Below are 26,232 nucleotides of genomic sequence, written 5' to 3'. Positions count from 1 at the left end.
AGGGAAAGATTGTGGCTATTTTTCTTGCGGCCGGCAGCAGCCAGAGGATGGGTTTTCAAAAATTGTGGCTTCGGTTAGGTCATGAATGTCTTGGAAACTGGGCATTTCGGGCGGCTCTTCAATCGTTGATCGACCATATCGTTGTGGTGACGAGAGAGAATGATCGCCTCGACTGGATGGACTCTTCATTCTTTAAAAGTCCTTATCGTCGAAAATGGAGTCAGCTGACCTGCAAAAATTCAGTGCAGGGACAGTCTGCTTCTCTTGTTGCAGGGGTGAAAAAAGCAGAAGAGCTTTTACCCAACGGAATAATCGTGCTTCTTGCTGACCAGCCTTTGATTACAAAAGAAATGATTAATGAACTAATCCTTTGCTTTAAAAAAGAGTCTCCTATAGCGTTTGTGGCTGCATGCCATAAGAATTGTTTTAGGCCACCGGTGATTTTTTCAAAACACCTGGCAGCACAGGTGAAAGGAATAACAGGAGATCATGGTGCACGTCATATATATAGAAATAAAAAGTATTTAAACGGTAAAATCATTCACTATAATAACCCTTCTCTTTTTGTAGATGTTGATACAGAAGAAGATTACATTGAGATCAAAAAGCTGATGAAAAGGGGAGGATGGAAGTGGAGTACATTGGAAAAAGTGTAATCCGAAAAGAAGCCTGGGATAAAGTATCGGGCACAGCAAAATACACAGCTGATGACTCATCCCCTGGTACCCTTCATGTCAAACTCCTTGTCAGTCCTTATGCACATGCCCGTATAAAGAGCATTAAAAAAGAAAAGGCGTTACAAGTATCCGGTGTCCGTGCCATCCTTGCCGGAGACCATTTCCCTCTCACGGGCGAAGAAATCCGTGACCGTCCGCCATTGGCGACTGAAAGAGTAAGGTATCATGGTGAGGCTGTTGCTCTTGTTGTAGCTGATACACCCCATCAGGCTAAAAAGGCAGCTGATCTGATCGAAATAGAATATGAACCGTTGCCCGTTGTCCATAATCCAACAGAAGCTTTAAAAAAGGATGCCCCTCTCGTACACGAGCATCTGGGCCGCTATAAAAAAGAAGAGCGGGTATACCCGGTGCCTGGCACCAACATCGCTAACCAGACAAAAATCAGGAAAGGAAATATGGAGAAAGGTTGGAAAGAAAGTGAAGTAACAGTGGAAGAGCACTTTTCATTTTCGCCTTCCGATCATGCCGCCATGGAAACGAGATGTTCATCGTGTGAGATTCGTTCGAACGGGGATGTGATCATTACCTCTTCTTCCCAGGCTCCTTTTATGATCAAACGGCTGATTCATGAATACTTTGATGTGGACATTGGAAAAGTGATCGTGGAAACACCTCTGGTCGGTGGAGGATATGGCGGGAAGGCGTCCATCCAGCTTGAACTGCTCGCCTATTTAGCATCTAGAGCGGTGGGAGGAAGAAAGGTTAAACTGCTTAATAGCCGTGAGGAGGATCTACTGACTTCACCGGTGCACATCGGACTGGATGCCACGGTAAAATTGGGGTGTACAAAGGAAGGAAAGATCAAAGCTGCCGAGCTCCAGTTTTTGTTTGATGGGGGAGCCTATTCGGATAAAGCAGCGGATCTCAGCAAGGCGGCTGCAGCAGATTGCACTGGTCCTTATGATATTGATAACGTCTGGTGTGATTCGCTCTGCATGTATACGAACCACCCATATGCGGCGCCCTTCAGGGGATTCAGCCATTCCGAGCTTTTGTTTGCCATCGAGCGGACAATGGATTCTTTAGCTGAAAAAATCGGAATGGACCGACTTTTGCTGCGTTACAAAAATGCGATCAAACCCGGTGATACAACACCGACACAAGTACCGCTGAACAAGAGCAATGTAGGGAATCTCCCAGCTTGCATCCGCCGTTTGAAAGAAATCATCCATTGGGATGAAGGAGTGGCCAAAGAAATAGGGAACAACAAAGTACTAGTAAAAGGCGTGAGCTGCATCTGGAAGACTTCCACGATCGAATCGGATGCTGGTTCAGGGGTTATTTTAACCTTCAATCCTGACGGCAGCATCAATTTAATCTCAGGCGTCATTGAGATTGGCACAGGGACAAAAACGGTGCTTGCACAAATTCTGGCAGAGCGGCTGCAGATGGAAATAAGCCAGATACATGTTCAGATGAAAGTGAATACTCAAAGTACTCCCGAACACTGGAAAACCGTTGCAAGCCGGGGAACTTTCTTGGCGGGAAGAGCGGTCCTTGAAGCGGCAGACGATGTGATTTGCCAGCTGAAAAACATCGCATCCTGTGTATTGCGAGCTAAAGCATCAGATCTGATGGTAGCGTTTGGAAAGGTGTTTTTACGGGACGATCCAAGCATTGGAATCGATGTTAAGGATATTGCCTACGGGTACAAGTTCTCTAATGGCAATGCGATCGGCGGCCAGATTATCGGAAGGGGACATTACAATCTGCGTCACCTTACTTATATGAATAAAGAAACAGGCGCAGGCAAGCCGGGGCCGGAATGGTCTGTAGGAGCTCAGGCCGTTGAGGTTGAGTTTGATAAACGGCAATTGACGTACCGGATCGTACGGGCGGTTTCTGTTATTGACATCGGAACGGTTTTGAATGAGAAGGCCGCAAGGGGCCAGGTGATGGGAGCGATGAGCATGGGGCTCGCATTTGGCGGCCGTGAAACCTTTAGATTCGATGAGTTTGGGAGAGTGCTGAATCCTCAGCTCCGAACGTACCGGCCGCTCCGTTATGGTGAACATCCTGAATACGTTGTGGATTTTGTCGTAACTCCCCAGATCGATGCCGCGTATGGTGCAAGAGGAGCAGGCGAACACGGAATCCTGGGAATGCCTGCAGCTCTTGGAAATGCTCTTTCCATCGCTGCCGGTGTAAAGTTAAACGAACTTCCGCTTATCCCTGAGCTGATCTGGAGAACCAAGGAAAAGGAAGGGGCCAGCCATGCTTTCCTTTGAGTTTGATTATTATCATCCGACAAGTATAGAGGAAGCGGTGCAGCTCTTTCACACTTTGGACGAGGAAAGGAAATATCCGCTCTATTACTCAGGCGGAACGGAAATCATCACGCTCGGACGATTGAATCTTGTGTATACGAACGCGGTCATTGACATCAAAGGAATTCCGGAATGCAATGTAATGGAAAGCCATGGCGATTCTTTTGTCACTGGTGCCGCGCTCAGCCTGACTGCCATAGAGGAGCATAATGGATTTCCGCTTCTCAGCAAAGCGGCAAGCGGTGTGGCTGACCACACGGCGAGAAATAAAATTACGATCGGGGGAAACATCTGCGGACAGATCTTTTACCGTGAAGCAGTTCTTCCGTATCTATTAACGGACAGTAAAATAGTGGCTTCCGGCATGGATGGCAACAGGACAGTGGCTTTGATGAATGTTTTTAACAAGACGCTAAGTCTGAAAAGAGGAGAGTTTCTCGTACAGCTTCAGACCGATAAACATTATTTAGACCTTCCATATCATTGTGTGAAAAAGCGTCAGCAGTGGGACACCGGCTACCCACTGGTAACGATTGCCGCGATCAAAGCGGAAGAGGGAATCAGAGTTGCTTTCAGCGGAGTCTGTCCTTTTCCATTTCGATCTCGAGAGATGGAAAAAGCACTAAATGCCAACGGTGCTTCTTTACAGGATCGGATTCTTGCATCTCTCAAGCACCTGCCCAAACCGGTTCTGGATGATATAGAGGGGTCATCGCAATATCGGCTCTTTGTGCTGAAAAATACGCTCTTTGACATCTTAGAAGAGCTCGAGGGGGATAACCGATGAATGCAGCACGGAGTCTGTCAGCAGTCTTACATGTCAATGATGAAGAAAGAGCGGTAGTCATCAAGCCAACGGACACTTTGCTGTTCGTGTTAAGAGAGAAGATGGGATTAACCGGAGCAAAGCCAGGATGTCTGAACGGAGACTGTGGCGCCTGCACGGTAAACGTCGATGGGCTCGCGATGAAATCCTGCCTGATGCTCGCAGTGGAAAGTCTGAGCAAGAAGATTACAACGATCGAAGGCTTAAAAGGAACACCCATCCAGCAGGCCTTTATTGAGCATTTTGCTTTTCAATGCGGATACTGCACTCCGGGATTTATTATGAACTGCCATGCGATGCTGGAAAAAGTTCCAGATGCCAAAGACGATACAATCGCTGAGTGGCTGAATTCCAACATATGCCGCTGCACAGGGTATGAGGAAATTGAAGGAGCGGTGAAATCCATCGTGAAAAAAAATCAAATGAATAGATAAAAACTATAGTCAGCCCTTTTACGGCTGATTTTTTTGTTTTATTAAATGCAACCTGCAATCTAATAAACTAGTTTAATTTTGGAAAGGAAGGGAAACGTTCTAATGGATATACATAATTTATAGTCTGAATACGGCCCTAAGGAGGAATTGAACTTTGAGTACGAATGATCCGAAAAACAACAGCGGGGAAAATAAGAAGGACAAGCAGCTTCAAGCATTCAGAGTGAACAATAAAGGGAAGAAGCTGACCACCAATCAGGGGCTTCGCGTTTCTGAGGATGAACACTCACTAAAAGCTGGAGTGCGGGGACCGACATTAATGGAAGACTTTCATTTCCGTGAAAAGATGACTCACTTTGACCATGAAAGAATCCCTGAGCGGATTGTGCATGCAAGAGGGTATGCGGCGCACGGTGAATTTGAAGTCTATGAATCCATGAAAGAATTTACGAAGGCTGGATTTCTTCAGGATCCATCTGTGAAAACACCGGTATTTGTCCGTTTCTCCACAGTTGCCGGATCACGCGGTTCCGGGGATACTGTACGTGATGTGCGGGGATTTGCCACCAAGTTTTATACGGAAGAAGGGAACTATGACCTCGTAGGAAACAATATCCCTGTCTTTTTTATTCAAGATGCGATTAAATTTCCGGATCTTGTTCATGCATTTAAACCGGAGCAGCATAATGAGATCCCTCAGGCATCCACTGCTCATGATACGTTCTGGGATTTTGTTGCCAACAATACGGAATCAGCTCATACGGTAATGTGGGCGATGTCCGACCGTGCCATTCCCCGCAGCTATCGTATGATGGAAGGTTTTGGTGTGCACACGTTCCGCTTTGTGAACGAACAGGGACAGGCTCGCTTCGTTAAGTTCCACTGGAAGCCGAAGCTCGGTGTGCATTCCCTCGTTTGGGACGAGGCACAGCGTCTTGCCGGTAAAAATCCTGACTTCCACCGCCAAGATCTTTATGAAGCCATTGAAAAAGGAGATTACCCGGAATGGGAGCTTGGTGTTCAAATGATCGAGGAGGAAGATGAGTTTAAATTTAATTTTGATGTGCTGGATCCCACGAAAATCTGGCCAGAAGAGCTTGTTCATGTGAAAATTATCGGGAAGATGACACTTAATCGCAATCCTGATAATTACTTCTCTGAAACAGAACAGGTAGCCTTCCACCCTGGACATGTCGTACCCGGCATTGACTTTTCGAATGATCCGCTCCTTCAAGGGCGCTTATTCTCCTATACAGATACGCAGCTTTCCCGTCTTGGCGGTCCGAATTTCCATGAGCTGCCGATTAACCGGCCGGTGTGCCCGTTCCACAATAACCAGCGAGCCGGTATGCATCGCATGACGATTAATCAAGGGCCTGTTGCTTATCATAAAAACTCTTTGGAAAATAACGATCCAGCGCCAGCCACTGAGGAAGAGGGCGGCTATGCTCATTATCAGGAGAAAGTGGAAGGGCGGAAGGTTCAGCAGCGCAGCGACAGCTTCAAGGACCATTTCAGCCAGGCGAAGCTCTTCTGGAACAGCATGTCAGAAGTCGAGAAGCAGCATATTATTAAAGCGTTCCGTTTTGAAGTCGGAAAGGTGAAAAGCAAAAGTGTTCAGCAGCAGGTTGTAAATCTGTTCAGCCATGTTGATGCCGACCTTGCTGAACAGATTGCAGCAGGAGTGGGTGTAAAAGTCTCGAACAGTGCTCAACCTTCTCAGGAAACCGCGTCATCACCGGCATTAAGCCAAGAAAACACCATCAAAGCTCCGGCAACAAGAAAAGTCGCCATTCTGGCAGAAGACGGGTTTAACTTTGAAGAAATCAGCGGGTTGAAGGATGCGTTGAAGAAGGCTGGAATCACATCTGAAATTGTCAGTGAAACACTTAATCCAATCTCGAGCAGCGGCGGACAGGAGTTGGAAGTCGATCAAACTTTGCTTACGAGCGATTCGGTACTCTATGACGCCGTTTATGTGGCCGGCGGAAAAGACAGTGTGAACAGCTTAAAAGCAGTAAAAGAAGCAACGACATTTGTGAATGAGGCATTTGGACATTTCAAAGCGATCGGTACAGCCGGAGAAGGAACGGAACTGCTGGCAGCAGCGGGTGTTGACTCCAGGGCCGCTGGAGTGGTAATCCTGGAAAGCAGGAACAGCGAGTCCTTTATTCAAGCTGTGGCGCAGCATCGCCATTGGGCACGACAAGTATAAAGGATATAAAAAATGAAGCAGCCGCTTTCGGCTGCTTCGTTTTTATTTATTTTAAAAGGATTAAAGAAGTACAGAGCGAAGTAGAAAAGATTGAAAAAGATACGCACGATTCTCGTAAGTGTGGAGGAAGCTGACTTTGGATTATTTTTACGGCTGCTACAGGGGCACCTGCTATTCCATCTACCAAACCAATCGAAAGGGCAGAAAAATATGTTTAAAACGATCATCGAACCGCGCGTTTCAGAAACAGACGGGGTTGGACATATCAACAATACGACGATACCCATCTGGTTTGAGGCGGGCAGGAACAAACTGTTTAAACTGTTCACACCGGACAGTTCCTTCGAAAACTGGAAAATGATCATACTGAACATGAATGTTGATTATGTGGATCAGATCTATTTCGGAAAAGATGCCGAGGTGTATACGTGGGTAAAACGGATCGGAAATACAAGCCTCGAGCTGTATGAAGAAATTCGCCAGGACAACAGGCTTTGTGCAAAAGGGACGGCCGTCTACGTAAATCATGATGTTAAAAAGGGTAAATCGGAAGTGATTCCGGAAGACATCAGGTCTGAACTCGAAAAACATAGGTATAGTGAGAATGTGGAGTAAGAAGAGGAAAAAGAAGCCAAGGCAGCGCGTTTTGGCTTCTCTTTTTTATGAAAATGATGTGTTTGGCAAGTAAAGCTTGTCGAACGGCAAGTAACGGGCTGTTTTTCGCAAGTAATCTTTGTCGAACCGCAAGTAAATGGCCCGGTTTCGCAAGTATTTCCTGTCAACTCGCAAGTAACCATCCCGGACGGAGGAATCTTCCCGTCTCAATAGGCTTTTTTGAGCAGGATTTCTGCATGATTCGCTGATTATGGATACAATAGGGAATAGTTGTACGTAAATAGGGGGTAAAACTATGAAAGTTGAAATATGGTCAGATTATGTTTGTCCATTTTGTTATATCGGAAAACGACGTTTTGAGAACGCGCTGAACGACTTTGAAGACCGTGAAAACGTAGAAGTCATTTATAGGAGTTTTGAACTCGATCCTTCTTTCAAAAATGAAACAAATAAAAACATGCATACCGTTTTGGCTGAAAAGTACGGCATGTCTTATGAGCAAGCAAAAGGAATGAATGATCAGATGACACAGAGAGCGGCAGAAGTTGGCTTAACCTATGATTTTGAAAATATGAAACCGACGAACACCTTTGATGCCCACAGGGTTTCTCATTTTGCCAAACAAAAGGGACTGCTGAAAGAAGTGACAGAACGTATCCTTAAAGGTTATTTTACCGAAGCCCTTGATATCAGTGAGCATGAAACACTGGCGAAGCTTGCGGCAGAAGCCGGTCTTGATCAGGAAGAAACACTTGCTGTATTAAGAGAAGGGAAATTCGCAGACGATGTCCGTGCAGACGAGGCGGAAGCATCACAACTTAAGATAACCGGTGTTCCTTTCTTCGTTTTCAATCAAAAGTATGGTGTATCAGGCGCACAGCCGGAAGCTGTCTTTACCGAAGTCCTCGAAAAGGTGCAGGAAGAAGAACAGCAAAACAGCCCGATCCAAGTGATTAGCAGCAGTGAGAAGAAAGAAAATAAGGATGATCAATGCTCAGACGGCTCCTGCAGCATTTGAGGGCAGTCATCCATTTTAGGAGTTGTTTATCATATTGAATACCGTCATTCTCAATGATAGGAAATTTGATGTAACAGATTTGCATCTTACGACTACAGCCAGCCAACTGAAAAAGATCCGTTTCAAGTTTAAAGTAGAGCATAGTGAGTATCACGACATTACGACGCTTCTCTACAAAAACGATTTTGAAGTAAAAGTCCCTGAAAAGGACCTCCGATTCAGAGCTGAAATCAGCCAGTATTCTACGTCTATCACTGATTTGTACAAAGAGAACGCTGTTGGTGACTTTGCTCTTGAGCTTACGGAAAAAGAATAAGGGTGAAGAGAGAGAGCGGAAATCCGTTCTCTTTTTTCATGATAGAATAAGAAGAAGCTAAGCTAAACAAAGAAAAGGTGTGAGCCATGGAACCTTTTAAAACATCTGCACTTCTTGACGTAATCAGTGACCTGTTTTCACATGAAGCTTCTATTGCAGTAACAGATACAGACCATTATATTTACTACCAGCCAAGCAAAAGGATCAACCTGAAGATCAAGCCGGGTGATGGAATTAAAGAAGGCACCATTACACATAAAGCGCTGGTTTCCAAACAAAAAGTATCGCAGTTTATTAACCGTGATATTTTCGGCACCCCATATTACGGAATGGCGGTCCCCTTGATGGATGAAGGAGAGCTGAAGGGGTGTGTCACCGCTATCTTTCCGGCATTAACGAGCGGCAAGGCGGTCGTTACCGTAAAAAGCGAGGATGGCTGGATTCCGATTCCGTTCGCAGATATTCTTTATTTGGAGGCGAAGGAACGAAAGACGTATGTGGTTGGTGAAAAACATACTGGCAGTCATAAGGATACGCTGAATGAATTTGATTTTCTTTTACCGAAAGATGACTTTGTCCGATGCCATCGCTCGTTCATCGTCAATGTTCATCACATCCGGGAGATCTATCCGGACACCCACTCCACATTTTTACTTTCAATGAAAAACGGAGATCAGGTTCCGGTCAGCCAGTCGTATGCAAGTTATTTCAGAAATCTGCTTGGATTCTAGGCGGATTTTTTTCTGTTTCAAGAACTGAATGTTCTGTCTTATCCTAATTTTTCGTGATTTATTCACTTCTTTTCTTCCGATAATGATCCTTTGCTACACTTATGAAAAGAGCGAGATAGGAGTGAAGAGAATGGAAAGCGTTTACAATAGAATTAGAGATCAACGCTTACATGATCGGATTGTTTCAGCAGAGGAAGCTGCCTCGTGGATCCATGATGGGATGACCCTTGGCTTGAGCGGCTTTACACGGGCAGGAGATGTGAAAGCCGTTCCGTTTGCTCTGGCAAAGCGGGCAGAACACGAACCTCTGAAAGTGAATGTTTATACAGGCGCTTCGTTAGGTTCAGATGTTGATAAACTGTTTGCGGAGAAGAACATGCTGAATAAGCGTCTTCCTTTCCAGGCCGATGCGACTATGAGAAAAGGCATTAACGCGGGAGACTTTCATTTTGTTGATCAGCATTTGTCGCATACGTCAGAATGGATTCGCTCCAATGTTTTGGAACCTATTGACTACGCTATTCTGGAAGCGGTTGCAATCACCGAAGACGGAATGATTATTCCAACGACATCGATCGGCAACTCCATGGTCTTCTCACAGCACGCAAAAAATATAATTGTAGAAATCAATACAGCACAGACTGAATTACTAGAAGGTATTCATGATCTTTATGAACCGGAAAAACAAGGGGAACGTTCGCCCATCCCATTGACAAAGCCGGACGACCGAATCGGGCTACCCGGTATGAAAGTAGATGTGGATAAAATTAAAGGGATTGTGTTTACGAATCAACTCGACTCCCCGTCAACTATTGTGGAACCGGATGATGAAACAGTCATCATGGCCCAGCATTTAATCTCTTTTTTGCGGGAAGAAATCAAGGCTGGCCGTCTGACAGATAAACTTGCTCCGCTTCAATCCGGTATTGGATCGGTCGCCAATGCCGTGTTTCATGGATTACTGGATTCAGAGTTTACCGATCTGGAGGTTTATTCAGAAGTGCTTCAGGATGCGGTTTTCGATCTGCTGGATGCGGATAAAGTACGTTTTGCGTCTTGTTGTTCAATCACCTTATCCTCGTCTAAGATGGACAAGGTTTTTTCTAACTTTGAAAAATACCGTGACAGGCTGATGCTCAGGCCGCAGGAGATTTCCAATCATCCTGAACTGATCCGCCGAATGGGGATTATTTCAATCAATACAGCACTGGAGCTGGATATCTACGGAAACGTGAACTCTACTCATGTGATGGGAACGAAAATGATGAATGGCATCGGAGGTTCCGGTGATTTTGCCCGCAATGCCCGCCTCGGCATTTTTGTGACCAAATCCATTGCCAAGAACGGCAACATTTCAAGCATTGTTCCGTTCGTATCACATGTGGATCATAATGAACATGATGTGGATGTGATTGTCACAGAGCAGGGCTATGCGGATTTGCGTGGACTTGCACCTAGAGAGCGTGTGGAAAAGATTATTCAAAACTGTGTCCATCCGATGTACCGCGAGCAGTTATCGGCCTATTATGAGGAAGCGAAGAAACGAGGAGGACAAACGCCTCACATCCTGGAAAAAGCGCTGTCCTGGCATATCAACTTTGAAAAGAACGGTACGATGCTTCAGAGGGTGGAGCAGCCCGTATAGTAAGACAAAAAGAACAGCTGACTCCGCCAGGAATGGCAGACAAAAAGTGAAAGTAAAGGCTCTTGAAAGATAAAAGAAAACCACAATAAAGACCCGAAGAATGTATTCGGGCTTTTAAAGCAAAGCTTTTATTTTGGCTGGATGGTGACGTCCTTGCTGGAGTTCGCAGGGACGGTAACTTTTACTTCCATCCATTGCTTCAGTCCATATGCTTTACTTTCAGTGATTTCACCTTCTGTGGAGCTGTAGCTGCCGGGTTTCATATATAAAGGAATGTTCAATGTTACTTCTTTGTTCAAACGATTTACAGCTGTAACGGTCTGTTTTCTCTGGGTTCCGTCATTCGGCTGGGTGTAATTGGCGTCAAAAGAAACCGTGCCCGCTGCTGTATTCCCATTTTGATAGACAGGCGTAGAACGCTCTGTTCCTTCGTAGATATAGGAACTAAAATCAGGGCTAGCAGGATTCTTTTGGAAGATTCGGTAACCTACCCATGGCTGCCCGGTCAGCTCGATGGAAGAGGTTGTAGAGTATAAAATGCCATCCTTTTTCGTAATGTTGTCAATATGTGTATGTCCATGCAGCGATAAGTTCACATGATACTGTTTCATTAAATCAATCATCTGCTGAGCTCCTTCACCGTGCCACTGCTGATCATACTTTTGGCCAAGGACTTCTCCTTGCAGCAATGTAGGAAGATTTTGCGGGTCATGCGTAGCATCATAATTCTTCCAATAATCTGCAACCTGTGAATCGCTCGAAGGCCAGATATCACGGTCCCGCCATAATGGATTGTGGTGGGAGAAGAGACCTTTTATTTGTTCCGCATCGGCAGTTTCAGCGTTTTTTGCAAGGTCGTTTTTAATCCAGTCCATCTGCTGCTGCCTCACTTGCCCGCCCCATGTTGGAACAGAAACGGAACCATGTCCTTGCCGGTCAAACTTATCCCAGTCAAACGAGTTATATCCGATCATATGGGCATAAGGGCCATAATCAAAAGAGAAATACTGCGGTCCAAAGTATTGTTCCCAATATTTGGCGCCATCGGTTAATGTAGCATCCTGTGCATAATAGTCATGGTTGCCTGGTACAACATAGACTGGTACATTAAATTTTTTCAGCATGCGGTACGTTTCTTTATACTCATAAATATATTCCTTAGGATTCATCTGCCCAAACATTAAATCTCCGGTTAGTACGACGAAATCGGGCTTGAGCAGATTGACCTCCCGAATGGTCTTTTGCAGGTACAGCCATCTTTTGGACTCATCAGGAGTCCAAAATCCAGCCTCCGCAACATCTTCCGGCTTAGCTAGATTACGGGGAGAACCGACATGGATATCCGTTAAGTGAATAAAACGAAAATCCTTTTTAAATTCATTCACAACTTTTACTGAATTCGGTTCTTCATCACTCACTTGAGCGCCGTCGGCCGAATAAGAAATATTTAAATCGTAAAGTTTTTCAGGGATGTCATCGGGAATCGTGACTGTAACATTGTAAATCGAGGAGCTGTCTTTCCAATAAGATGTACCTTTCTCAACCTTTGTCACTGGAAGGGCATACTCTCCATCAACCTGGGAAGCCGTGTTCTCCTGAAGTTTCACACCCCATCCTGAAGGTGTTTTCCCTTGTGTATCCACTTGTATAGTGAAACTGCTGCCTTTTTTCTTAATGGCTGGTGTAGACATCAGCGGATAGATGATGTTTTTAATTTTGGGATCTGCTGTCATGCTGGAATCCTGATCAAGATAGTGCTCTGAATTTCCGACCCCTCCATCCTGGCTTCCACCGCCGCTTATGGCATGAGCTTGAGTAACAGGAATAGCGAAAGAAAATATGGTAAAAAACATGATAAGTGATTTCAAAACTTTCATTGAACAACCTCCTTTATCGTAATGCAGTGTTAGACTAACAGTGCATTATGAAGGTATAGTTACGAAAGAGTGAAGCATTTGTAAGCTTAAGGTAAAGAAAAAAATAAAAAAGGATGCCACCAAAATTGGTAGCATCCCTGTAAGCTTAAAATGAGCTGGATCTGCGTCTTCTTCTGTTTTTAATTCTGCATTTAATTATGGTAACACGGCGGCCGCCGCTTGTACGCCTAGTTCTCACTCTGCATTTGACTTTTTTCCTACGCCTTGACATTCAATCATCCCCCAATAACTGAATAATAGAGAAAAGAGAATATAACTCTCTTCTCTCTATTATCATATGGGGAATTCTGGTATTTGCTTGGACGAGCAGGTTAAATTAATGGTCCTTCGTATGAAAGTGGCGGCATTCGCAGAAAATCATACGTGGCAATATCGTCCGCTTTCGTCAAATAGGCATGGAGACTCTCAATCAACATAAGATTTGGCACACTTGTTTTTTCTTTAATAAGGATGATCGGTTTTTGAAAGGCAAAGGCATAGCCAAGTTCGAATGCCGTTCCGCTGTCAGTACATAATCCTTCGTAATGTGAATGGCAACTACTACATCCGCTCTTCGCAGATAATAGAGATCAAGGTTAAAAACAACTTTTCTCCATCCCTTGGATCCCCATGGATATTGCTGATTTTGGTGGAAGCGGGCAGAATAGAATTCCGAGACATATGGATTTCGGGTTAAGGCATTCTCAAGCCTTTGAATTCGTTCCAGCTGCTCCTTATCAAAGAAGGGACTGGCGATAAATACTCTCACGGTTCTGGTGTTAGGATCCATCAGATCTCCTCTTTCTAAAGAAAGCTTCAATCCTTTAATATGCAGAAAAATATAAAAAAGAAGGCGCTGTGGCCTTCTTTTTTTGTTTCTTATTCGCAATCCTTACCAGTGGTGGGCTTTAGCGTTGCTTCTCAAGATAATGTTGTTCTGAGACATCTCAGTATGTCCATTCACTTGAGATTTTGAACGTTTCGGCCGCGTCCAATTGTGGTGAAACTTACCTGAGTGGGGATCTAAATGATCTTTGTAACTCATTGCTTTTCACCTCATCCGTTAAGAGTAGACCCTAAGAAACAAGGGTGATATTCAATGAATATCGCGATTATTATGTGTAGTTGCCCGGAAAATTATGTTATTTTTGTATGCTTTTTTTCATCAAACTGATCGATTGCATCTGCTCTTGTCTCAGGGACATAAGCGAGGATGATCATGCCGATAATAAAAAGCAGAATCAGGCTGAACACGCCGCTGCTTGAATTGCCGCTTACCTGAGCGGTGACAGCGACCAGCAATGGCCCAAGTATGGAAGCAAACTTTCCGAAGATGTTGTAAAATCCGAAAAATTCATTGGCGTTCTTTTTCGGTACAAGCTTCGCAAAATAAGCTCGGCTTAACGCCTGGATCCCTCCTTGTGACGTACCGACCAGCATTGCCAGGATCCAAAAATCGAGCGTTGTTTTTAAGAAATAGGCATAAATGCAGACAATGATATAAACGGCAATTCCCACGTACAACATTTTTTTACCCGTAAACTTTTCAGCAAGTCTGCCGTACAGAATGGCAAATGGTGCAGCAACAACCTGTGTGACAAACAAAATGATGAGCAGACTCGTTGAACTGATTCCCAAATCCGTTCCGTATGCGGTCGACATGGAAATAATGGTGCCGACTCCATCAATATAAAAGAAGTAGGCGAGTAAGAAAAGAAATAGAGAACGATATTGTTTGATTTCCCTTAGGGTTTTGCCAAGGCGTTTAAAGCTATTTCTTACAGGAGAAGGTTCCTGCTCAACATAATATTTTTGATGAACATTTTTAAACATGGGGATCGTAAACAGAGCCCACCAGCATGCGGTAATGAAAAAGGCAATCTTGCTTGCAGCGGGAGTAGAGAAGGGCAGCACTTCTTTTTGTGCAAGGATAATGATTGCGATGCTGATGAGAAAAGGAATCGTACTTCCGATATACCCTAACCCAAATCCACGGGCGGAAACACGGTTCATCCGTTCTTCCGTCGTGATGTCGATAAGAAACGCATCGTAAAAAACTAAAGCACCGTTAAATCCCAGGGCTGTAAACGTGTAGATGATCAATAACAGGAGCCAGTGCTGACTTGGAACAAAAACAAGGACAGCAGTTGAGACGACACCCAGTGTAAAGAAGAAGGTGAAGAACTTCTTTTTCATTCCCTGATAGTCCGCAATCGTTCCGAGGATAGGTCCAAGCATAGCCAGAATAAAGGTCGCAATGGCAATTGTATAGCCCAGGTACGCAGTAGAATCAGCACCACTTACACCGGCTTTCATCGCGGACGCTTTATAAAAAAGCGGAAACACAGCGGTTGTGATGATAATCGAATACGCAGAGTTAGCCCAATCATAAAACATCCAGCTGCTTTCTTCCTTCGAGAAACGCTTCATCCTCTTATCCCCTTTTTATTTCCATTTTCATTCTTTCCGCTTCTCATTTCTCCCTATAGCGTTAATAATCCTTCAACAGCCGCTCCGTCTGTATTCCCTAAGTGAAGACCAAGAAGTCGGGCAAATGTTGGTCCTTCATCCACGAGGCGCATGGACGGAATGGCCTGATGAGGGACAATTCCCTTGCCTGCCGCTGCAAAGAACGTACAGTAGTTTTCCTTTTCAGGGGAGTAGCCATGGGAACCCCAGGTGTATCGCTTTGCCTTCACATCTTCAGCTGTAATGTGATGCAGGAAGCCGCCGTTCAGCGCTTCTTTAAAATAATAACCCCTTCGTGCCTCCAGCATAAAATCAGAGTGCGCATCCGCACCTCTGGCTCCGGCTTCTTCTCCAGTTAATACCTGTTCAACTCCGCTGCTTTCATCTTGTGATAATTCCTGCAGCCATTGTTGAACCTTGTGTTTTGTGTCATGATCATTTTTGTCACTTATGTATATATATGCCGAGCCGTCGCAGCTATGGCAGTATGCCTTCCAATTTGTTACTTTTCCTCTGTTATTAACGGTAATTAGTCCTTGTTCCTTGAAGTAGACATTCGGCTGGATGGCAATGGATTCATCGAGGGCACTGTGGTCACCGAGTGCCACAATGGTCGATTGATCGTAAATACCGCTCTCCTTGAGCGCCTTTACGATCCGGCCGAGCCGAGCGTCGTGTCGTCGGAGTGCATCCATCGCTTCATCTGAAGAAAAGCCATGGTAATGACGATTGGTATCCAGATCGGTAAAATGAACGAGCAAGAGCTGCGGTTTTCTTGTTTGAATGGTATGGACGGTTGATTCCAGGACAAAATCATCAAGCTCAGGCTGACTAAGCCCTTTTCGGATATGGCCAAAACGGCGGTTCATCTCGAGCTGATAGCTGACGCTTCCATTAAAAAGAGAGACAGGTATCTGATGGTGCCAAGAACGGTTGGCGAAAATCTCTGGCATGTTGTAATCCATTTCAGCCTTGGCGGTCACCGGCCATAAAAGGGCTCCCGTCGTCATGCCTGCTTTCTTCGCTTCATCATACAGGGTTGTGCCTTTAATATGCCGTCGGTGCCAATGCCAGTCAGGGGAGGGCCGGCCAGGCTGAAGATAGGTATTATTCACAACGCCATGCCTGTTGGGATAATTGCCGGTAACGATCGTGGCATGGCAAGGGTAGGTGACAGATGGATAGATTGATTCAACATTATTGCAATAGGATCCGTTCTGCAGGAGTTCGGCAAAATGGGGAAGCTCCTGCAGCATAGGGAAGTCCAGTGACGAAAGACAATCGAATGATATGACGATTAAATGAACGGTAAGACGGTCCATAGCGGCCTCCTTTTGATTTATTCATTCTTACTTTTAGTTTAAAGCAAGAAATGGAAAAAGCACCAAAAAAATCGGTGCTCTGAAAGAATGGATCAGTGATGCATGGAATCTGCGGTTTTTACGATGTCTTTAATGGAATATTCTTTTTTGCTTTTAGGTGATTTAATCAGCATGATGGAGTGATAAAGGCCGTCTTTTTTCCATCGGATTACTTTTGAAGTCTTGCTGTTATTTACTATGGTTGCTTTCGTTCCGTCTTTTAACTTAACCGTTTTAGGCTTCTTGCCGTCTGAATCAAAACTTGTGTTTTTATTATGATAGGTCGAGGCATGCAAAACGGAGTCGACTCCATTGCCAAATATAAATTCTGTCATAATAATTTTCCCTTTTGGATCTCCCGCAGGCTCACTTGCAAAAGTTAAGTCGGCATTTTTAGATTTGAAAGGAAATTTCGTTGGAGCTTCCAATTCTTTTTGAACATCTTTTGGAAAGGCCGCAGCTACTTTTTTTATATCCCTTGGATTTTCCTCTTTTAACTTTTCAACGGCACGGGTTTCCTCATTGCACGCAGTTAATAAAAGAAGAAAAGATAGAGATGTGATCATCAGAATTTTTTTAGGCATATCAATAACTCTCCTTTTAGGTTTTAGTAAATTAATATAGGCTTCTTTGTCGGTGCCAGGCACTCCCATTACACAAGTGTGTAATGAGAGTGCCTGGCACCATTTATGCAAATTAGGGCTTTCTACAGATGTTTTGTCGAATAAATATACGATACTATGAATATAGTTATATTTTTCATTTCTTGGAAAAGGGGAGATTGAAAGATGGGATTTAAGAAACAGGCAGCAGCAGGGCTGATCGGCCTCAGCATCCTGGCAGCACCATATGCGGCATTGGCAGAATCACCAGGGAAAGCACCAGTTAAATGGCACAATGTAAATACTTTTGAAGCTCAAAGTGAAAAAGACGGAAGCTTATTCAACAGCGAGAACTATAACTTTACGAAATACTCAAAGATCGGCCTGCAGCTTCTGAAGATTCAGAAGCAAAGCCATCGGATGACGGTCACCAAGTACGGGAAATCAGCAAACGGCCGGGATATGTATGTGGTCACAATCGCTGACCAAAAAGCAAAAGGGCAATTAGGATTTTACAAGAAACTTAGAAAAGAGATGTTTAAGAATCCCGAAAAAGCTCAAGTCTTTATTGACAAGCATCCGGACGTCAAGGTGCCTGTCATGATCAACGGATCCATCCACGGAACAGAGTTTGCTGGATCAGATGCCGTACTTCAGCTCATTGAACGGTTTGCGAAAAACAACGACGCAGACACAAAGCAGATCCTCAAGAATCAGATCCTTATCTTTAATGTAGTGGCCAACCCGGATGGACGGATCGACGCTACTCGTTTTAACGGCAATGGCATTGATTTAAACCGCGACTTCATCACGCAATCCCAGCCGGAAACTCAAGCGATGGTCTCCCTGATTAAAGAGTGGAACCCGATGGTGTTTCTCGACCTTCATGGTTATGTGAAAGATTATGGCGGTCCGGATAAACCGGGGCTGATCGAGCCGTGTACGCCGCCTCATAATCCAAACTATGAGTATGACCTTTTCTCCAAGTGGGCGATGAACCAGGCGAAAGCGATGGAGTCTGAAATCGTCAGCAACCGTAAAGACTATAAGAACACGAATACTTTGACATCAAAAGTAGATTACCAGAACATGACGGGTGCCTACATACCGCAGAGGGATGACACGGCAGGCTGGGATGATTATCCGCCGATCTTCACTCCGATGTATGCCATGTATCACGGATCTTACGGCTATACTCTTGAAACGCCGACTAATGACTGGGATGGCGTAAAGTGGCATTACGACGCGGTAATGGGTGCTCTGAACTACGCCAGCCAAAATAAAACCGGTATGGTGAAAGATCAGATTGAAGTCTTCAAACGAGGCATCAACTTTGATCATCCGTTCCATAAAAAAGGATTCTTCCCGAAGGCTTATATCCTGCCTTCTGATCCAACAGATTCTTCAGCAACAGAAAAGGCAGTCAGCCATCTCATGAAAAACGATATTGAAGTAAGCAAATCAAAAAAAACGTTCAATTTTAATGGCAAGACCTATCCTGCCGGAACGTACATCGTAAACATGAGCCAGGCGAAAGCAGGACTGGCCAACACTATGCTTTGGGATGGGGAAGACATCACGGATGATACTCCAGCGATGTACGACATTTCAGCATGGAGTCTCCCGGAACTGTGGGGATTTGACGCGATTCAGGTACCGGCTGACAGTAACCTGAAATTCTCTTTACATGATGTCAAAAGTGCGCACGATGAGGGCAAGCTCATCGGGAAAGGGCCATACAAAATTCCGAACACATCGGTAAAATCAGTTGAACTTGCAAATAAGCTGATCAACAGAGGCTACGCAGTCCAACGCGGGACAGAGGGTTCTTTTTACATTAAAAGCAGAGTGAACCATGATCTTATGCAATTCGTCAGAAAGTCTGGACTGATCGTCAAAAGTGCGGCCATACCTAATCAAGTCCAAAACGTAAAACAGCTGCATGTCACCATTTTAAAAGATGGAGGAATGGGCAAAACTCAATCCCACTCCGGAACAAAGCTTGCCCTTGAACGGCTGGGCTTTAACGTGAGAGAACTCGCACCAAGAGATCTCGCAGTTCAAGGACTTGGCAATACTGATGTATTTTTCTATAACGGAACATCCAATCTCATTTCCTATAAAAACAGCAAAGCAAACGCGGAGTTCGGCCTGGAAAACGAAGCACAATTCCAAGCCTTGAAAAAGAACATTACTGATTTTGTTAATGGAGGCGGGAAGTATATCGCTATTGGTTCTGGAGCAGCAAGTGCCACAAAAACGCTTGGGCTGACCAATGTGACCATCAACAAAGGAAACCCTGACAGCAATGGGATTGTTCGCGTCGATTATAATCATAGCGCCCTGACTCAAGGCTACAATGAGAGTGATTACGGATTTGTATACGGCCCAGTTTGGTACTCCAATACGGATGGTTATGAAACGGCAGCTTCTTTTAAAAACAGCAGTGAATTCTTTATGGCAGGGCATTGGAAAAATCGCCAGGCCGCCCAGGGACAGGCTGTCATCATCAAGGACCAGTCCAAGGACGTCACGCTTATGGGAATCGAAGCAGGCTTCAGGGATCATACCGATTATCTTTTCCGCCTGCTTTCCAATGCAGTTTACAGCAAATAGAACATTCAAGCACCTCTTAGTGGAGGTGCTTGTTTTTTTTCGCTAGAAGACTTTCAAAGTAAAGGCATAAAAGACACCTCCATGAGGGACTAGCCCAAGCAAGAAAGATAAAGCCATCATCTGTAATTTCATCTGTCCGATTTCAAGGTTCGGAACGTTACTTCCATCACTAGGTGGTTGAAGAAGGAAAAATGGGTTTCATATCGAAGTTAATTTGGTGTTCATTAGGGGGAATAAATTTCATTCTCTTTATTTCCGGATCTGGATGGCTAAAACCGTGTTTATTCTTGATACGAAAGAAGGATTCAAAACAGGGAAGAAAAACCGCAATGCTTTTAAAATAATAAAAGGGATGGTTAGTTATTAAGGAAAAAATGATGGTTAAAAATCCAAGTAAGATACATATTATTGGTTCAGTAGGAAGCGGGAAAACAACGTTAGCAAGGACACTTTCTTTTCGTTTAAATGTTCCGTACATTGAACTGGACAACGTCGTATGGAAAAGGAACAAGCCTGAAGATATAAGAAGAAGTGATGAAGAGAGGGATCAGTATCTGAATGAAATCATTTCCTCTGACAAATGGATTGTAGAGGGAGTTCACCATACTTGGGTGAATCCAAGTTTTCAAAATGCAGATTTTATTATCCTCTTAGATACTGATTATTCTAAACGGACTATTAGAATCATAAAGAGATTCGTTTATCAAAAATTAAAAATCGAAAAGGCAAATTACAGGCCAACGTTAAAGATCTTCAGGAACATGTTTATATGGAACTCCAACTTTGAAAAAGAAAGTAAACCCAAAATATTAAAACTACTAAACCAATATGATCACAAACTGATTATATTAAAGAACAACCAGGATATTGAAAAATATTTCAATTAAAAGTAAATAGGAAAACAGGGTGATTCTATGAAAACGATCGGTTTAATCGGTGGTATGAGCTGGGAATCCACCGCAGAATATTACCGAAAAATAAATGAAGAAGTTAAAAACAGATTAGGTGGTTTGCATTCAGCAGAGTGCCTGTTATACAGCATTGATTTTGAAGAGATTGAACGCTGTCAGGCAGCAGGCGATTGGGAAAGTGCCGGGAAAATCCTGGGGAATGTTGCTGGGTCCTTAGAAAAAGCAGGCGCCGATTTCATTGTGATCTGTACGAACACCATGCATAAAGTAATCAATGATATACAGAAAAAAATAAATATACCCATACTGCATATTGCTGATGCCACAGCTTTTCAAATTCAAAAATCAAAAATAAAAAACGTAGGATTGCTTGGCACTAAATATACGATGGAACAGGATTTCTACAAATCTCGAATAGAGTCTCAAGGTATTCATGTCTTTGTGCCAGACAAAGAGGATAGGGAAAGAATTAATCAAGTTATTTATGAAGAGTTATGTTTAGGGAAGATTAAGCAATCATCAAAGGAATATTATAAAGAGGTTATTAATCGATTGGTTGCTTCTGGAGCAGAAGGGATTATTTTGGGCTGTACGGAGATCGGATTACTCGTAAAACCAGAAGATTCAGAAGTGCCATTATTTGATACAGCTTTAATACATGCAACTGAAGCGGTTAATATGTCTTTAGGAGATACGTGAGACTCAAAAGGAAAAATCAGTAAGAGAGCGGGGATGCTTTTAATGGATCATCGAACAAAGGTGTTAACAGGTTCACCGTGGGAGCCGATCGTAGGATATTGCAGAGCTATCCGTATAGGTAAACGTGTAGAAGTTGCCGGCACCACTGCCATGAAAGACGGGCAGGTAATGGGTGAGGGTCGAACGAAATCATCGCTTCTTTCAATGAATTAGAAACTTCTTTATACAACTACATTAGTCAAAACATGGATAAAGTGGCTTATATGCGAATTCGTGAACTAGCAGATGAAACGCATGTATCAACAGCTACGGTTTTACGTTTTTGCAGGAAACTAAATTGTGAGGGTTTTTCCAAATTTAAAATAAGGCTTAAAATGCAATTAAAAGAGAATAAAAAGACGACGATAAAAAGTTCCCAACAATCAGGAGTAGAATTTTTTGAACGGACTTTAAAAGGTGATATAGAAGAAAAAGTCAGGAAAGCTGCAAGTTTAGTCACCAAAGCAGATAATGTTATTTTTATCGGGATAGGAAGCTCAGGTATTCTTGCTGAATATGGAGCTAGATATTTCTCAAGTTTAGGTAAATTTTCGTTATATATCTTTCCGATTCACTCCAAACTCCGCAATAATAGCGTAACCATTGCTTTATCTGTCTCAGGAGAAAATAATTTTACAGTCACTCATCTTAACATTCTTAAACAAGAAGGAAGTAAAATAATCAGTATTACAAACAATAAACTATCTACCATTGCGAAAATTTCTGATATAAACATTCCGTATTATGTAACCGAGGAATCTTTTGAAGAAGCTAATATTACTGCACAAGTGCCTGTTGTTTATATACTGGAATCCATTGCTCGTGAGGTACATAAACTTAATCAATAGGATGAATCACAACCTTTACGAAAATAGCCATAAGAAAAGAGGAAGAGCTGTAAGCAATAGCTCTTCCTCTTATTTTATTTGCGGTGCATTTTAAATTCCAAGAACAGCTCGTTATAGTACGCCAAATTCTTTTTCCCAAGGTTCTCGTATACCTCAAGCTTTTCAGTCAGCTGAGGCGACGGGTAAAAGCGTTCATCGTTCACGGTTTCTTTCGGCATGTAAGATAGAGCTTTTTTGTTTGGCGTTGAATAGTTGACGTATTCTGCATTTTTAGCTGCTATCTTTGGATCAAGCATAAAGTTGATGAACTTGTGTGCCGCTTTTTTATTTTTTGCTGTTTTCGGGATGACCATATTGTCGAACCACAAGTTGGAGCCTTCCTTAGGAACAACATATTCTAAGTCCTTGTTTTCGCTCATGATTTCTGAAGCGACCCCGGACCAGACAAGCCCGATTGAAGCTTCTTCATTTTCAAGCAGCAGTCTGCTCTCATCTCCAACGATGCCTTTGATATTCGGTGTCAGAGTATCCAGTTTTCTTTTGGCCTTCTGAAGGTGGGTATGATTCGTATCATTCAGGGAATAACCGATGCTGTTGAGTCCCATGCCCATCACTTCGCGGGCTCCGTCGATCAGAAGAATCTTGTTCCGAAGGCCGGGTCCCCATAAATCGTTCCAGCTCGTAATCTTCTTGCCGCCGAGCATTTTTGGATTATAGACGATGCCGACTGTACCCCAGAAATAAGGAACAGAATATTTATTGTCTTCATCAAACGGTAGGTCCATGAATCGCTTATCGATATAATGCAAATTCGGAAGCTTGGAATGATCGAGAGGAATGAGCAGATGCTCCTTCCTCATTTTATCGATCATGTATTCAGACGGAATAGCAATATCATACGTAGTCCCGCCTTGCTCAATCTTTGTCAGCATTGCTTCATTCGAATCAAACGTTTCATAGATGACTTTAATGCCGTGTTCTTTTTCAAACCGTTTGATCAGCTGGGGATCAATATAATCGCCCCAGTTGTAGATCGTCAGGGTATTCCGCCCTGAATACCCCTCTGAGTTGTTCAGCTCAGAAACAGTATAAAAGAGAACCGCAGAAACAAGAATGATCGCCAGGAAAAAACGGACAAGCTTTCTCATTTTTTAACCCCCCATCCGTTCGGCTTGTTGCGCTGAGATATGAAATAATACACAACCACAAGCACGAGTGTAAAAAGGAACAAGAGGGTGGACAGCGCGTTGACATTCAACGAAATTCCACGGCGGGCCAATGAGTAAATCTCAACAGAAAGCGTAGTAAAACCATTTCCGGTAACAAAGAACGTAACCGCAAAATCATCCAGAGAGTACGTCAGCGCCATAAAGAAGCCGGCAAAAATTCCAGGCGTGATGTAGGGCAGAACAACTTTGGTCAACACATTCCAGTGGCTTGCTCCAAGATCTCTGGCTGCATCGATCAGCGTCGGACTCATCTCGGACAGCTTGGGAAGGATCATCAGAACGACTATCGGAATACTGAACGCGATATGTGAGAACAAGACGGAAAACATGCCAAGCTTCACTCCTGCTTTCGTGAACAGGATGAGGAAGGAGGCACCAATTATAACGTCCGGACTGACGATCAGTACGTTGTTCAGTGACAGCAGCGTGTTTTTCGTCTGCCGTTTCTTCATGCTGTGGATGCCTAGTGCTCCGAAAATCCCGATAATGGTTGCAAATAAAGAGGAAAGAAGAGCAATCACAAACGTATTCAGCACGATGATCAGCAAGCGTGAATCCTGAAAGAGCTCCTTGTACCAATCGAGTGTAAAGCTTTTGAAGCCGTACATCGTTCCACCGGTGTTGAACGAGTAGAACACAAGAAAGAAGATCGGTGCATAAAGGATAAGGAATATCAACACGAGAAAGATTCGTGACATCGAGTTTATTTTATTATCCAACTTATACACCTCGTTTCCGGTTCCCTGTCACACTCATGATCAGGAACATGATAATAATTAAGAAAACCGCAATCGTCGAACCCATGCCCCAGTCACGGGTGACAAGAAAATGCTGTTCAATCGCTGTACCAAGCGTAATGACGCGGTTTCCTGCGATCAAGCGTGTGAGCATGAATAGAGACAGCGCAGGGATAAATACGACCTGGCAGCCTGACTTTACACCATCAATCGTCAAAGGGAAGATGACGCGGCGAAATGTTGTCCACTTGGATGCCCCCAAATCATTGGCTGCATCCAATAAGGTAGGATTCATTTCATTCAATGAGTTAAAAATCGGCAAAATCATGAACGGTATGAAAATATAAACCGATACAAATATAAAACTGAAATCAGTGAACAGGATCTGTTTCGATCCAACACCTATGGCTTCCAAGAAGCTGTTCGCGATTCCTTTTGTCCCGAAGATGCCCAGGAAAGCATAGGCTTTCAAGAGCAGGTTGATCCAGGAAGGAACGATTATCAATAACAGCCATAGCTGCTTATGCTTCGTTTTCGTCAGCAAATAAGCCGTCGGGTAAGAGATGATAAAGGAAATAAGTGTGATCAAAAACGCATACCAGAACGAACTGAAGGTCATCTTCAAATAAACCGGCGTAAAAAAGTTCTTGTAATTCACCAGTGAAAAGTGACCCTCGATATCAAAAAACGAATAATAAAGAACAAGAAGAAGCGGTGCAATAACGAAAAGAATAATCCATATTGCATAAGGCAAAAGGTAAAGATTTCGGGTGATCTTATTGTTCATGGGCATCTCCAGCAGTATAAGCCTCAAGACGCCGGTCGAAATCTGCTTCTGACTCCCCAAACCGCATGACATGGATGGCTTCCGGATCGAAATATAATCCGATTTCGTTTCCTGCATCTGCCTTTTTCGTAGAATGGACAAGCCATTCATTGCCGTCTTTATCGTAGCAGCTGATCTCATAGTGAACCCCGCGGAACAGCTGTGAATCTACACGCACCTTAAGTTTTCCTCGTTCAAGCGTTGTAATCTCCAAATCTTCCGGACGTATCACAATTTCTACCGGTTCGTTAGCGTTCAGTCCTCTATCCACACACTCAAACTGTCCTCCGACGAACTCTACAAGATAATCTTTGATCATTTTTCCTTCTACGATATTGGACTCCCCGATAAAATCAGCGACAAACCGGTTGATCGGTTCATCATAAATATCAATTGGCGTACCGCTTTGCTGAATTTTCCCCTTGTTTAATACAAAAATCTCATCAGACATGGCAAGAGCTTCTTCCTGGTCATGGGTAACAAAAATAAAGGTAATTCCCAGTCTCCTTTGCAGCTCACGCAATTCATACTGCATTTCTGTCCTCAGTTTTAAGTCGAGAGCAGATAACGGCTCGTCAAGCAGGATGACTTCCGGCTCGTTGACGATAGCCCTTGCAATGGCCACACGCTGGCGCTGGCCTCCGGACATTTCCCGGATCTCACGCGTCTCATAGCCTTCCAAGTTAACGAAGCTGAGCGCTTCTTTCACTTTCTTTTGTATCTCGTTGTTTTTCAACTTTTTAATACGAAGTCCGAATGCCACATTTTCAAATACATTTAAATGCGGGAATAGTGCGTAATCCTGAAAAACGGTATTAACCTGGCGTTTATTCGCCGGTACATCATTAATCTTCTTGTTGTTAAAATAAATCTCTCCTTCAGATGCCTCCGTAAAGCCAGCGATCAAGCGAAGTATGGTTGTTTTTCCGCAGCCGGAAGGACCGAGCAGCGTATAAAATTTTCCCCGTTCAATTTCAAAGCTGACGTTATCGAGCACTGCCGGATCATCGTCATATTGCTTTGTCACATTTTTAAATTGAATAATTTCGTTGGTCATCGCAACCCCTCATCTACCTGTTTTTCTTCTATTCTGAATGGACAGTATTCCACAAAATTTTACTTTTTTGTACTGAATAATTATACATGAAAACTTTAAGCTTTTAATACAAAAA

The 26,232-nt window shown here is 43.7% G+C and carries 25 protein-coding genes and 1 pseudogene; 16 read left to right on the top strand and 10 right to left on the bottom strand.

The window, feature by feature from the left end:
- Positions 1 to 11 precede the first annotated feature (11 nt).
- The 10 genes from M1K46_RS13945 (at position 12) to M1K46_RS13900 (ending at position 10,807) form a co-directional block, all read left to right on the top strand.
- Entirely contained in the window at positions 12 to 656 is a 645-nt protein-coding gene (locus tag M1K46_RS13945; RefSeq protein WP_256226404.1) for a nucleotidyltransferase family protein, read from the top strand.
- Complete coding sequence (locus M1K46_RS13940; protein WP_256226403.1) at positions 632 to 2,968, top strand: xanthine dehydrogenase family protein molybdopterin-binding subunit; 2,337 nt, start codon at positions 632 to 634, stop codon at positions 2,966 to 2,968. The genes M1K46_RS13945 and M1K46_RS13940 overlap by 25 nt, the downstream gene beginning before the upstream one ends.
- Positions 2,955 to 3,794 (top strand): FAD binding domain-containing protein, encoded by an 840-nt coding sequence (locus M1K46_RS13935; protein ID WP_256226402.1) that lies wholly within the window; start codon positions 2,955 to 2,957, stop codon positions 3,792 to 3,794. Before M1K46_RS13940 ends, M1K46_RS13935 begins: the two co-directional genes overlap by 14 nt.
- A complete protein-coding gene (locus M1K46_RS13930) occupies positions 3,791 to 4,267 on the top strand; it encodes a (2Fe-2S)-binding protein (RefSeq protein ID WP_091003609.1) in 477 nt (158 codons plus the stop codon). Before M1K46_RS13935 ends, M1K46_RS13930 begins: the two co-directional genes overlap by 4 nt.
- A gap of 154 nt (positions 4,268 to 4,421) precedes the next feature.
- A complete protein-coding gene (locus M1K46_RS13925) occupies positions 4,422 to 6,482 on the top strand; it encodes a catalase (RefSeq protein ID WP_256226400.1) in 2,061 nt (686 codons plus the stop codon).
- Positions 6,483 to 6,572: 90 nt separating this feature from the next.
- The gene (locus tag M1K46_RS13920) at positions 6,573 to 7,097 is read left to right on the top strand and encodes an acyl-CoA thioesterase (protein WP_256226399.1); all 525 of its coding nucleotides are present in this window, start codon (positions 6,573 to 6,575) and stop codon (positions 7,095 to 7,097) included.
- Positions 7,098 to 7,392: 295 nt separating this feature from the next.
- Positions 7,393 to 8,115 (top strand): DsbA family oxidoreductase, encoded by a 723-nt coding sequence (locus M1K46_RS13915; protein WP_091003616.1) that lies wholly within the window; start codon positions 7,393 to 7,395, stop codon positions 8,113 to 8,115.
- 34 nt (positions 8,116 to 8,149) lie between these two features.
- A complete protein-coding gene (locus M1K46_RS13910; RefSeq protein ID WP_256226398.1) occupies positions 8,150 to 8,431 on the top strand; it encodes a DUF3219 family protein in 282 nt (93 codons plus the stop codon).
- Positions 8,432 to 8,517: 86 nt separating this feature from the next.
- Positions 8,518 to 9,162, top strand: a complete 645-nt coding sequence (locus M1K46_RS13905) for a LytTR family DNA-binding domain-containing protein (RefSeq protein WP_256226397.1) — start codon at positions 8,518 to 8,520, stop codon at positions 9,160 to 9,162.
- A 130-nt stretch (positions 9,163 to 9,292) separates the two neighbouring features.
- The gene (locus M1K46_RS13900) at positions 9,293 to 10,807 is read left to right on the top strand and encodes an acetyl-CoA hydrolase/transferase family protein (RefSeq protein ID WP_062233477.1); all 1,515 of its coding nucleotides are present in this window, start codon (positions 9,293 to 9,295) and stop codon (positions 10,805 to 10,807) included.
- 128 nt (positions 10,808 to 10,935) lie between these two features.
- On the opposite strand, the gene M1K46_RS13895 is transcribed toward M1K46_RS13900, so the two are convergent.
- From M1K46_RS13895 to M1K46_RS13870, 6 genes are all read right to left on the bottom strand, one after another.
- Positions 10,936 to 12,684 carry a metallophosphoesterase family protein gene (locus M1K46_RS13895; protein ID WP_256226396.1) on the bottom strand — a complete coding sequence of 583 codons (1,749 nt, stop codon included), beginning with the start codon at positions 12,682 to 12,684 and terminating at the stop codon, positions 10,936 to 10,938.
- A 469-nt stretch (positions 12,685 to 13,153) separates the two neighbouring features.
- Entirely contained in the window at positions 13,154 to 13,513 is a 360-nt protein-coding gene (locus M1K46_RS13890) for a nucleoside 2-deoxyribosyltransferase (protein ID WP_256226395.1), read from the bottom strand.
- Positions 13,514 to 13,615: 102 nt separating this feature from the next.
- Positions 13,616 to 13,768 (bottom strand): YpzG family protein, encoded by a 153-nt coding sequence (locus M1K46_RS13885; protein WP_082316169.1) that lies wholly within the window; start codon positions 13,766 to 13,768, stop codon positions 13,616 to 13,618.
- A 92-nt stretch (positions 13,769 to 13,860) separates the two neighbouring features.
- Positions 13,861 to 15,153, bottom strand: coding sequence for an MFS transporter (locus M1K46_RS13880; RefSeq protein ID WP_256226394.1), 1,293 nt, complete (start codon positions 15,151 to 15,153; stop codon positions 13,861 to 13,863).
- Positions 15,154 to 15,206: 53 nt separating this feature from the next.
- Positions 15,207 to 16,514 carry an alkaline phosphatase family protein gene (locus tag M1K46_RS13875; RefSeq protein WP_256226392.1) on the bottom strand — a complete coding sequence of 436 codons (1,308 nt, stop codon included), beginning with the start codon at positions 16,512 to 16,514 and terminating at the stop codon, positions 15,207 to 15,209.
- Between the two features lie 92 nt (positions 16,515 to 16,606).
- Positions 16,607 to 17,137, bottom strand: coding sequence for a hypothetical protein (locus tag M1K46_RS13870; protein ID WP_256226391.1), 531 nt, complete (start codon positions 17,135 to 17,137; stop codon positions 16,607 to 16,609).
- A gap of 204 nt (positions 17,138 to 17,341) precedes the next feature.
- On the opposite strand from M1K46_RS13870, the gene M1K46_RS13865 reads away from it, so the two are divergent.
- The 6 genes and pseudogenes from M1K46_RS13865 (at position 17,342) to M1K46_RS13840 (ending at position 22,268) form a co-directional block, all read left to right on the top strand.
- Positions 17,342 to 19,771, top strand: a complete 2,430-nt coding sequence (locus tag M1K46_RS13865) for a M14 family zinc carboxypeptidase (protein ID WP_256226390.1) — start codon at positions 17,342 to 17,344, stop codon at positions 19,769 to 19,771.
- A 217-nt stretch (positions 19,772 to 19,988) separates the two neighbouring features.
- Positions 19,989 to 20,138, top strand: a complete 150-nt coding sequence (locus M1K46_RS13860; protein ID WP_375162198.1) for a DUF3977 family protein — start codon at positions 19,989 to 19,991, stop codon at positions 20,136 to 20,138.
- A gap of 10 nt (positions 20,139 to 20,148) precedes the next feature.
- Positions 20,149 to 20,658, top strand: a complete 510-nt coding sequence (locus M1K46_RS13855; RefSeq protein WP_375162197.1) for an AAA family ATPase — start codon at positions 20,149 to 20,151, stop codon at positions 20,656 to 20,658.
- Between the two features lie 27 nt (positions 20,659 to 20,685).
- A complete protein-coding gene (locus tag M1K46_RS13850; protein WP_256226388.1) occupies positions 20,686 to 21,381 on the top strand; it encodes an aspartate/glutamate racemase family protein in 696 nt (231 codons plus the stop codon).
- Positions 21,382 to 21,423: 42 nt separating this feature from the next.
- Positions 21,424 to 21,561, top strand: a pseudogene (locus tag M1K46_RS13845) (RidA family protein); the annotation flags it as partial.
- Positions 21,562 to 21,569: 8 nt separating this feature from the next.
- The gene (locus M1K46_RS13840; protein WP_256226463.1) at positions 21,570 to 22,268 is read left to right on the top strand and encodes a MurR/RpiR family transcriptional regulator; all 699 of its coding nucleotides are present in this window, start codon (positions 21,570 to 21,572) and stop codon (positions 22,266 to 22,268) included.
- 74 nt (positions 22,269 to 22,342) lie between these two features.
- Here the strand turns inward: M1K46_RS13840 and M1K46_RS13835 are convergent, their stop codons facing one another.
- The 4 genes from M1K46_RS13835 to M1K46_RS13820 are packed head-to-tail and all read right to left on the bottom strand — an operon-like array spanning position 22,343 to position 26,117.
- On the bottom strand, positions 22,343 to 23,416 hold the full coding sequence (locus M1K46_RS13835) for an ABC transporter substrate-binding protein (RefSeq protein ID WP_256226387.1): 1,074 nt from the start codon (positions 23,414 to 23,416) through the stop codon (positions 22,343 to 22,345).
- Positions 23,413 to 24,195, bottom strand: a complete 783-nt coding sequence (locus M1K46_RS13830; protein WP_375162203.1) for an ABC transporter permease — start codon at positions 24,193 to 24,195, stop codon at positions 23,413 to 23,415. Before M1K46_RS13830 ends, M1K46_RS13835 begins: the two co-directional genes overlap by 4 nt.
- Before the next feature lie 22 nt (positions 24,196 to 24,217).
- A complete protein-coding gene (locus tag M1K46_RS13825) occupies positions 24,218 to 25,021 on the bottom strand; it encodes an ABC transporter permease (RefSeq protein ID WP_256226385.1) in 804 nt (267 codons plus the stop codon).
- Positions 25,011 to 26,117 carry an ABC transporter ATP-binding protein gene (locus M1K46_RS13820; protein ID WP_256226384.1) on the bottom strand — a complete coding sequence of 369 codons (1,107 nt, stop codon included), beginning with the start codon at positions 26,115 to 26,117 and terminating at the stop codon, positions 25,011 to 25,013. The genes M1K46_RS13825 and M1K46_RS13820 overlap by 11 nt, the downstream gene beginning before the upstream one ends.
- Positions 26,118 to 26,232 lie beyond the last annotated feature (115 nt).

Source organism: Fictibacillus sp. WQ 8-8, assembly GCF_024494405.1.
Lineage (GTDB): Bacteria > Bacillota > Bacilli > Bacillales > Fictibacillaceae > Fictibacillus_C > Fictibacillus_C marinisediminis.
Note: the sequence above shows the minus strand (reverse complement) of the source record. Positions and strands in the feature narration are given on the sequence as shown.

What these genes read in the sequence shown, in the direction of transcription:
- M1K46_RS13880 (WP_256226394.1), bottom strand. Translation starts at nt 15,153, where the DNA reads ATGAAGCGTTTCTCGAAGGAAGAAAGCAGCTGGATGTTTTATGATTGG.
- M1K46_RS13885 (WP_082316169.1), bottom strand. Translation starts at nt 13,768, where the DNA reads ATGAGTTACAAAGATCATTTAGATCCCCACTCAGGTAAGTTTCACCAC.
- M1K46_RS13875 (WP_256226392.1), bottom strand. Translation starts at nt 16,514, where the DNA reads ATGGACCGTCTTACCGTTCATTTAATCGTCATATCATTCGATTGTCTT.
- M1K46_RS13935 (WP_256226402.1), top strand. Translation starts at nt 2,955, where the DNA reads ATGCTTTCCTTTGAGTTTGATTATTATCATCCGACAAGTATAGAGGAA.
- M1K46_RS13900 (WP_062233477.1), top strand. Translation starts at nt 9,293, where the DNA reads ATGGAAAGCGTTTACAATAGAATTAGAGATCAACGCTTACATGATCGG.
- M1K46_RS13905 (WP_256226397.1), top strand. Translation starts at nt 8,518, where the DNA reads ATGGAACCTTTTAAAACATCTGCACTTCTTGACGTAATCAGTGACCTG.
- M1K46_RS13865 (WP_256226390.1), top strand. Translation starts at nt 17,342, where the DNA reads ATGGGATTTAAGAAACAGGCAGCAGCAGGGCTGATCGGCCTCAGCATC.
- M1K46_RS13930 (WP_091003609.1), top strand. Translation starts at nt 3,791, where the DNA reads ATGAATGCAGCACGGAGTCTGTCAGCAGTCTTACATGTCAATGATGAA.
- M1K46_RS13820 (WP_256226384.1), bottom strand. Translation starts at nt 26,117, where the DNA reads ATGACCAACGAAATTATTCAATTTAAAAATGTGACAAAGCAATATGAC.
- M1K46_RS13855 (WP_375162197.1), top strand. Translation starts at nt 20,149, where the DNA reads ATGGTTAAAAATCCAAGTAAGATACATATTATTGGTTCAGTAGGAAGC.
- M1K46_RS13895 (WP_256226396.1), bottom strand. Translation starts at nt 12,684, where the DNA reads ATGAAAGTTTTGAAATCACTTATCATGTTTTTTACCATATTTTCTTTC.
- M1K46_RS13830 (WP_375162203.1), bottom strand. Translation starts at nt 24,195, where the DNA reads ATGTCACGAATCTTTCTCGTGTTGATATTCCTTATCCTTTATGCACCG.
- M1K46_RS13835 (WP_256226387.1), bottom strand. Translation starts at nt 23,416, where the DNA reads ATGAGAAAGCTTGTCCGTTTTTTCCTGGCGATCATTCTTGTTTCTGCG.
- M1K46_RS13890 (WP_256226395.1), bottom strand. Translation starts at nt 13,513, where the DNA reads ATGGATCCTAACACCAGAACCGTGAGAGTATTTATCGCCAGTCCCTTC.
- M1K46_RS13870 (WP_256226391.1), bottom strand. Translation starts at nt 17,137, where the DNA reads ATGCCTAAAAAAATTCTGATGATCACATCTCTATCTTTTCTTCTTTTA.
- M1K46_RS13825 (WP_256226385.1), bottom strand. Translation starts at nt 25,021, where the DNA reads ATGAACAATAAGATCACCCGAAATCTTTACCTTTTGCCTTATGCAATA.
- M1K46_RS13850 (WP_256226388.1), top strand. Translation starts at nt 20,686, where the DNA reads ATGAAAACGATCGGTTTAATCGGTGGTATGAGCTGGGAATCCACCGCA.
- M1K46_RS13915 (WP_091003616.1), top strand. Translation starts at nt 7,393, where the DNA reads ATGAAAGTTGAAATATGGTCAGATTATGTTTGTCCATTTTGTTATATC.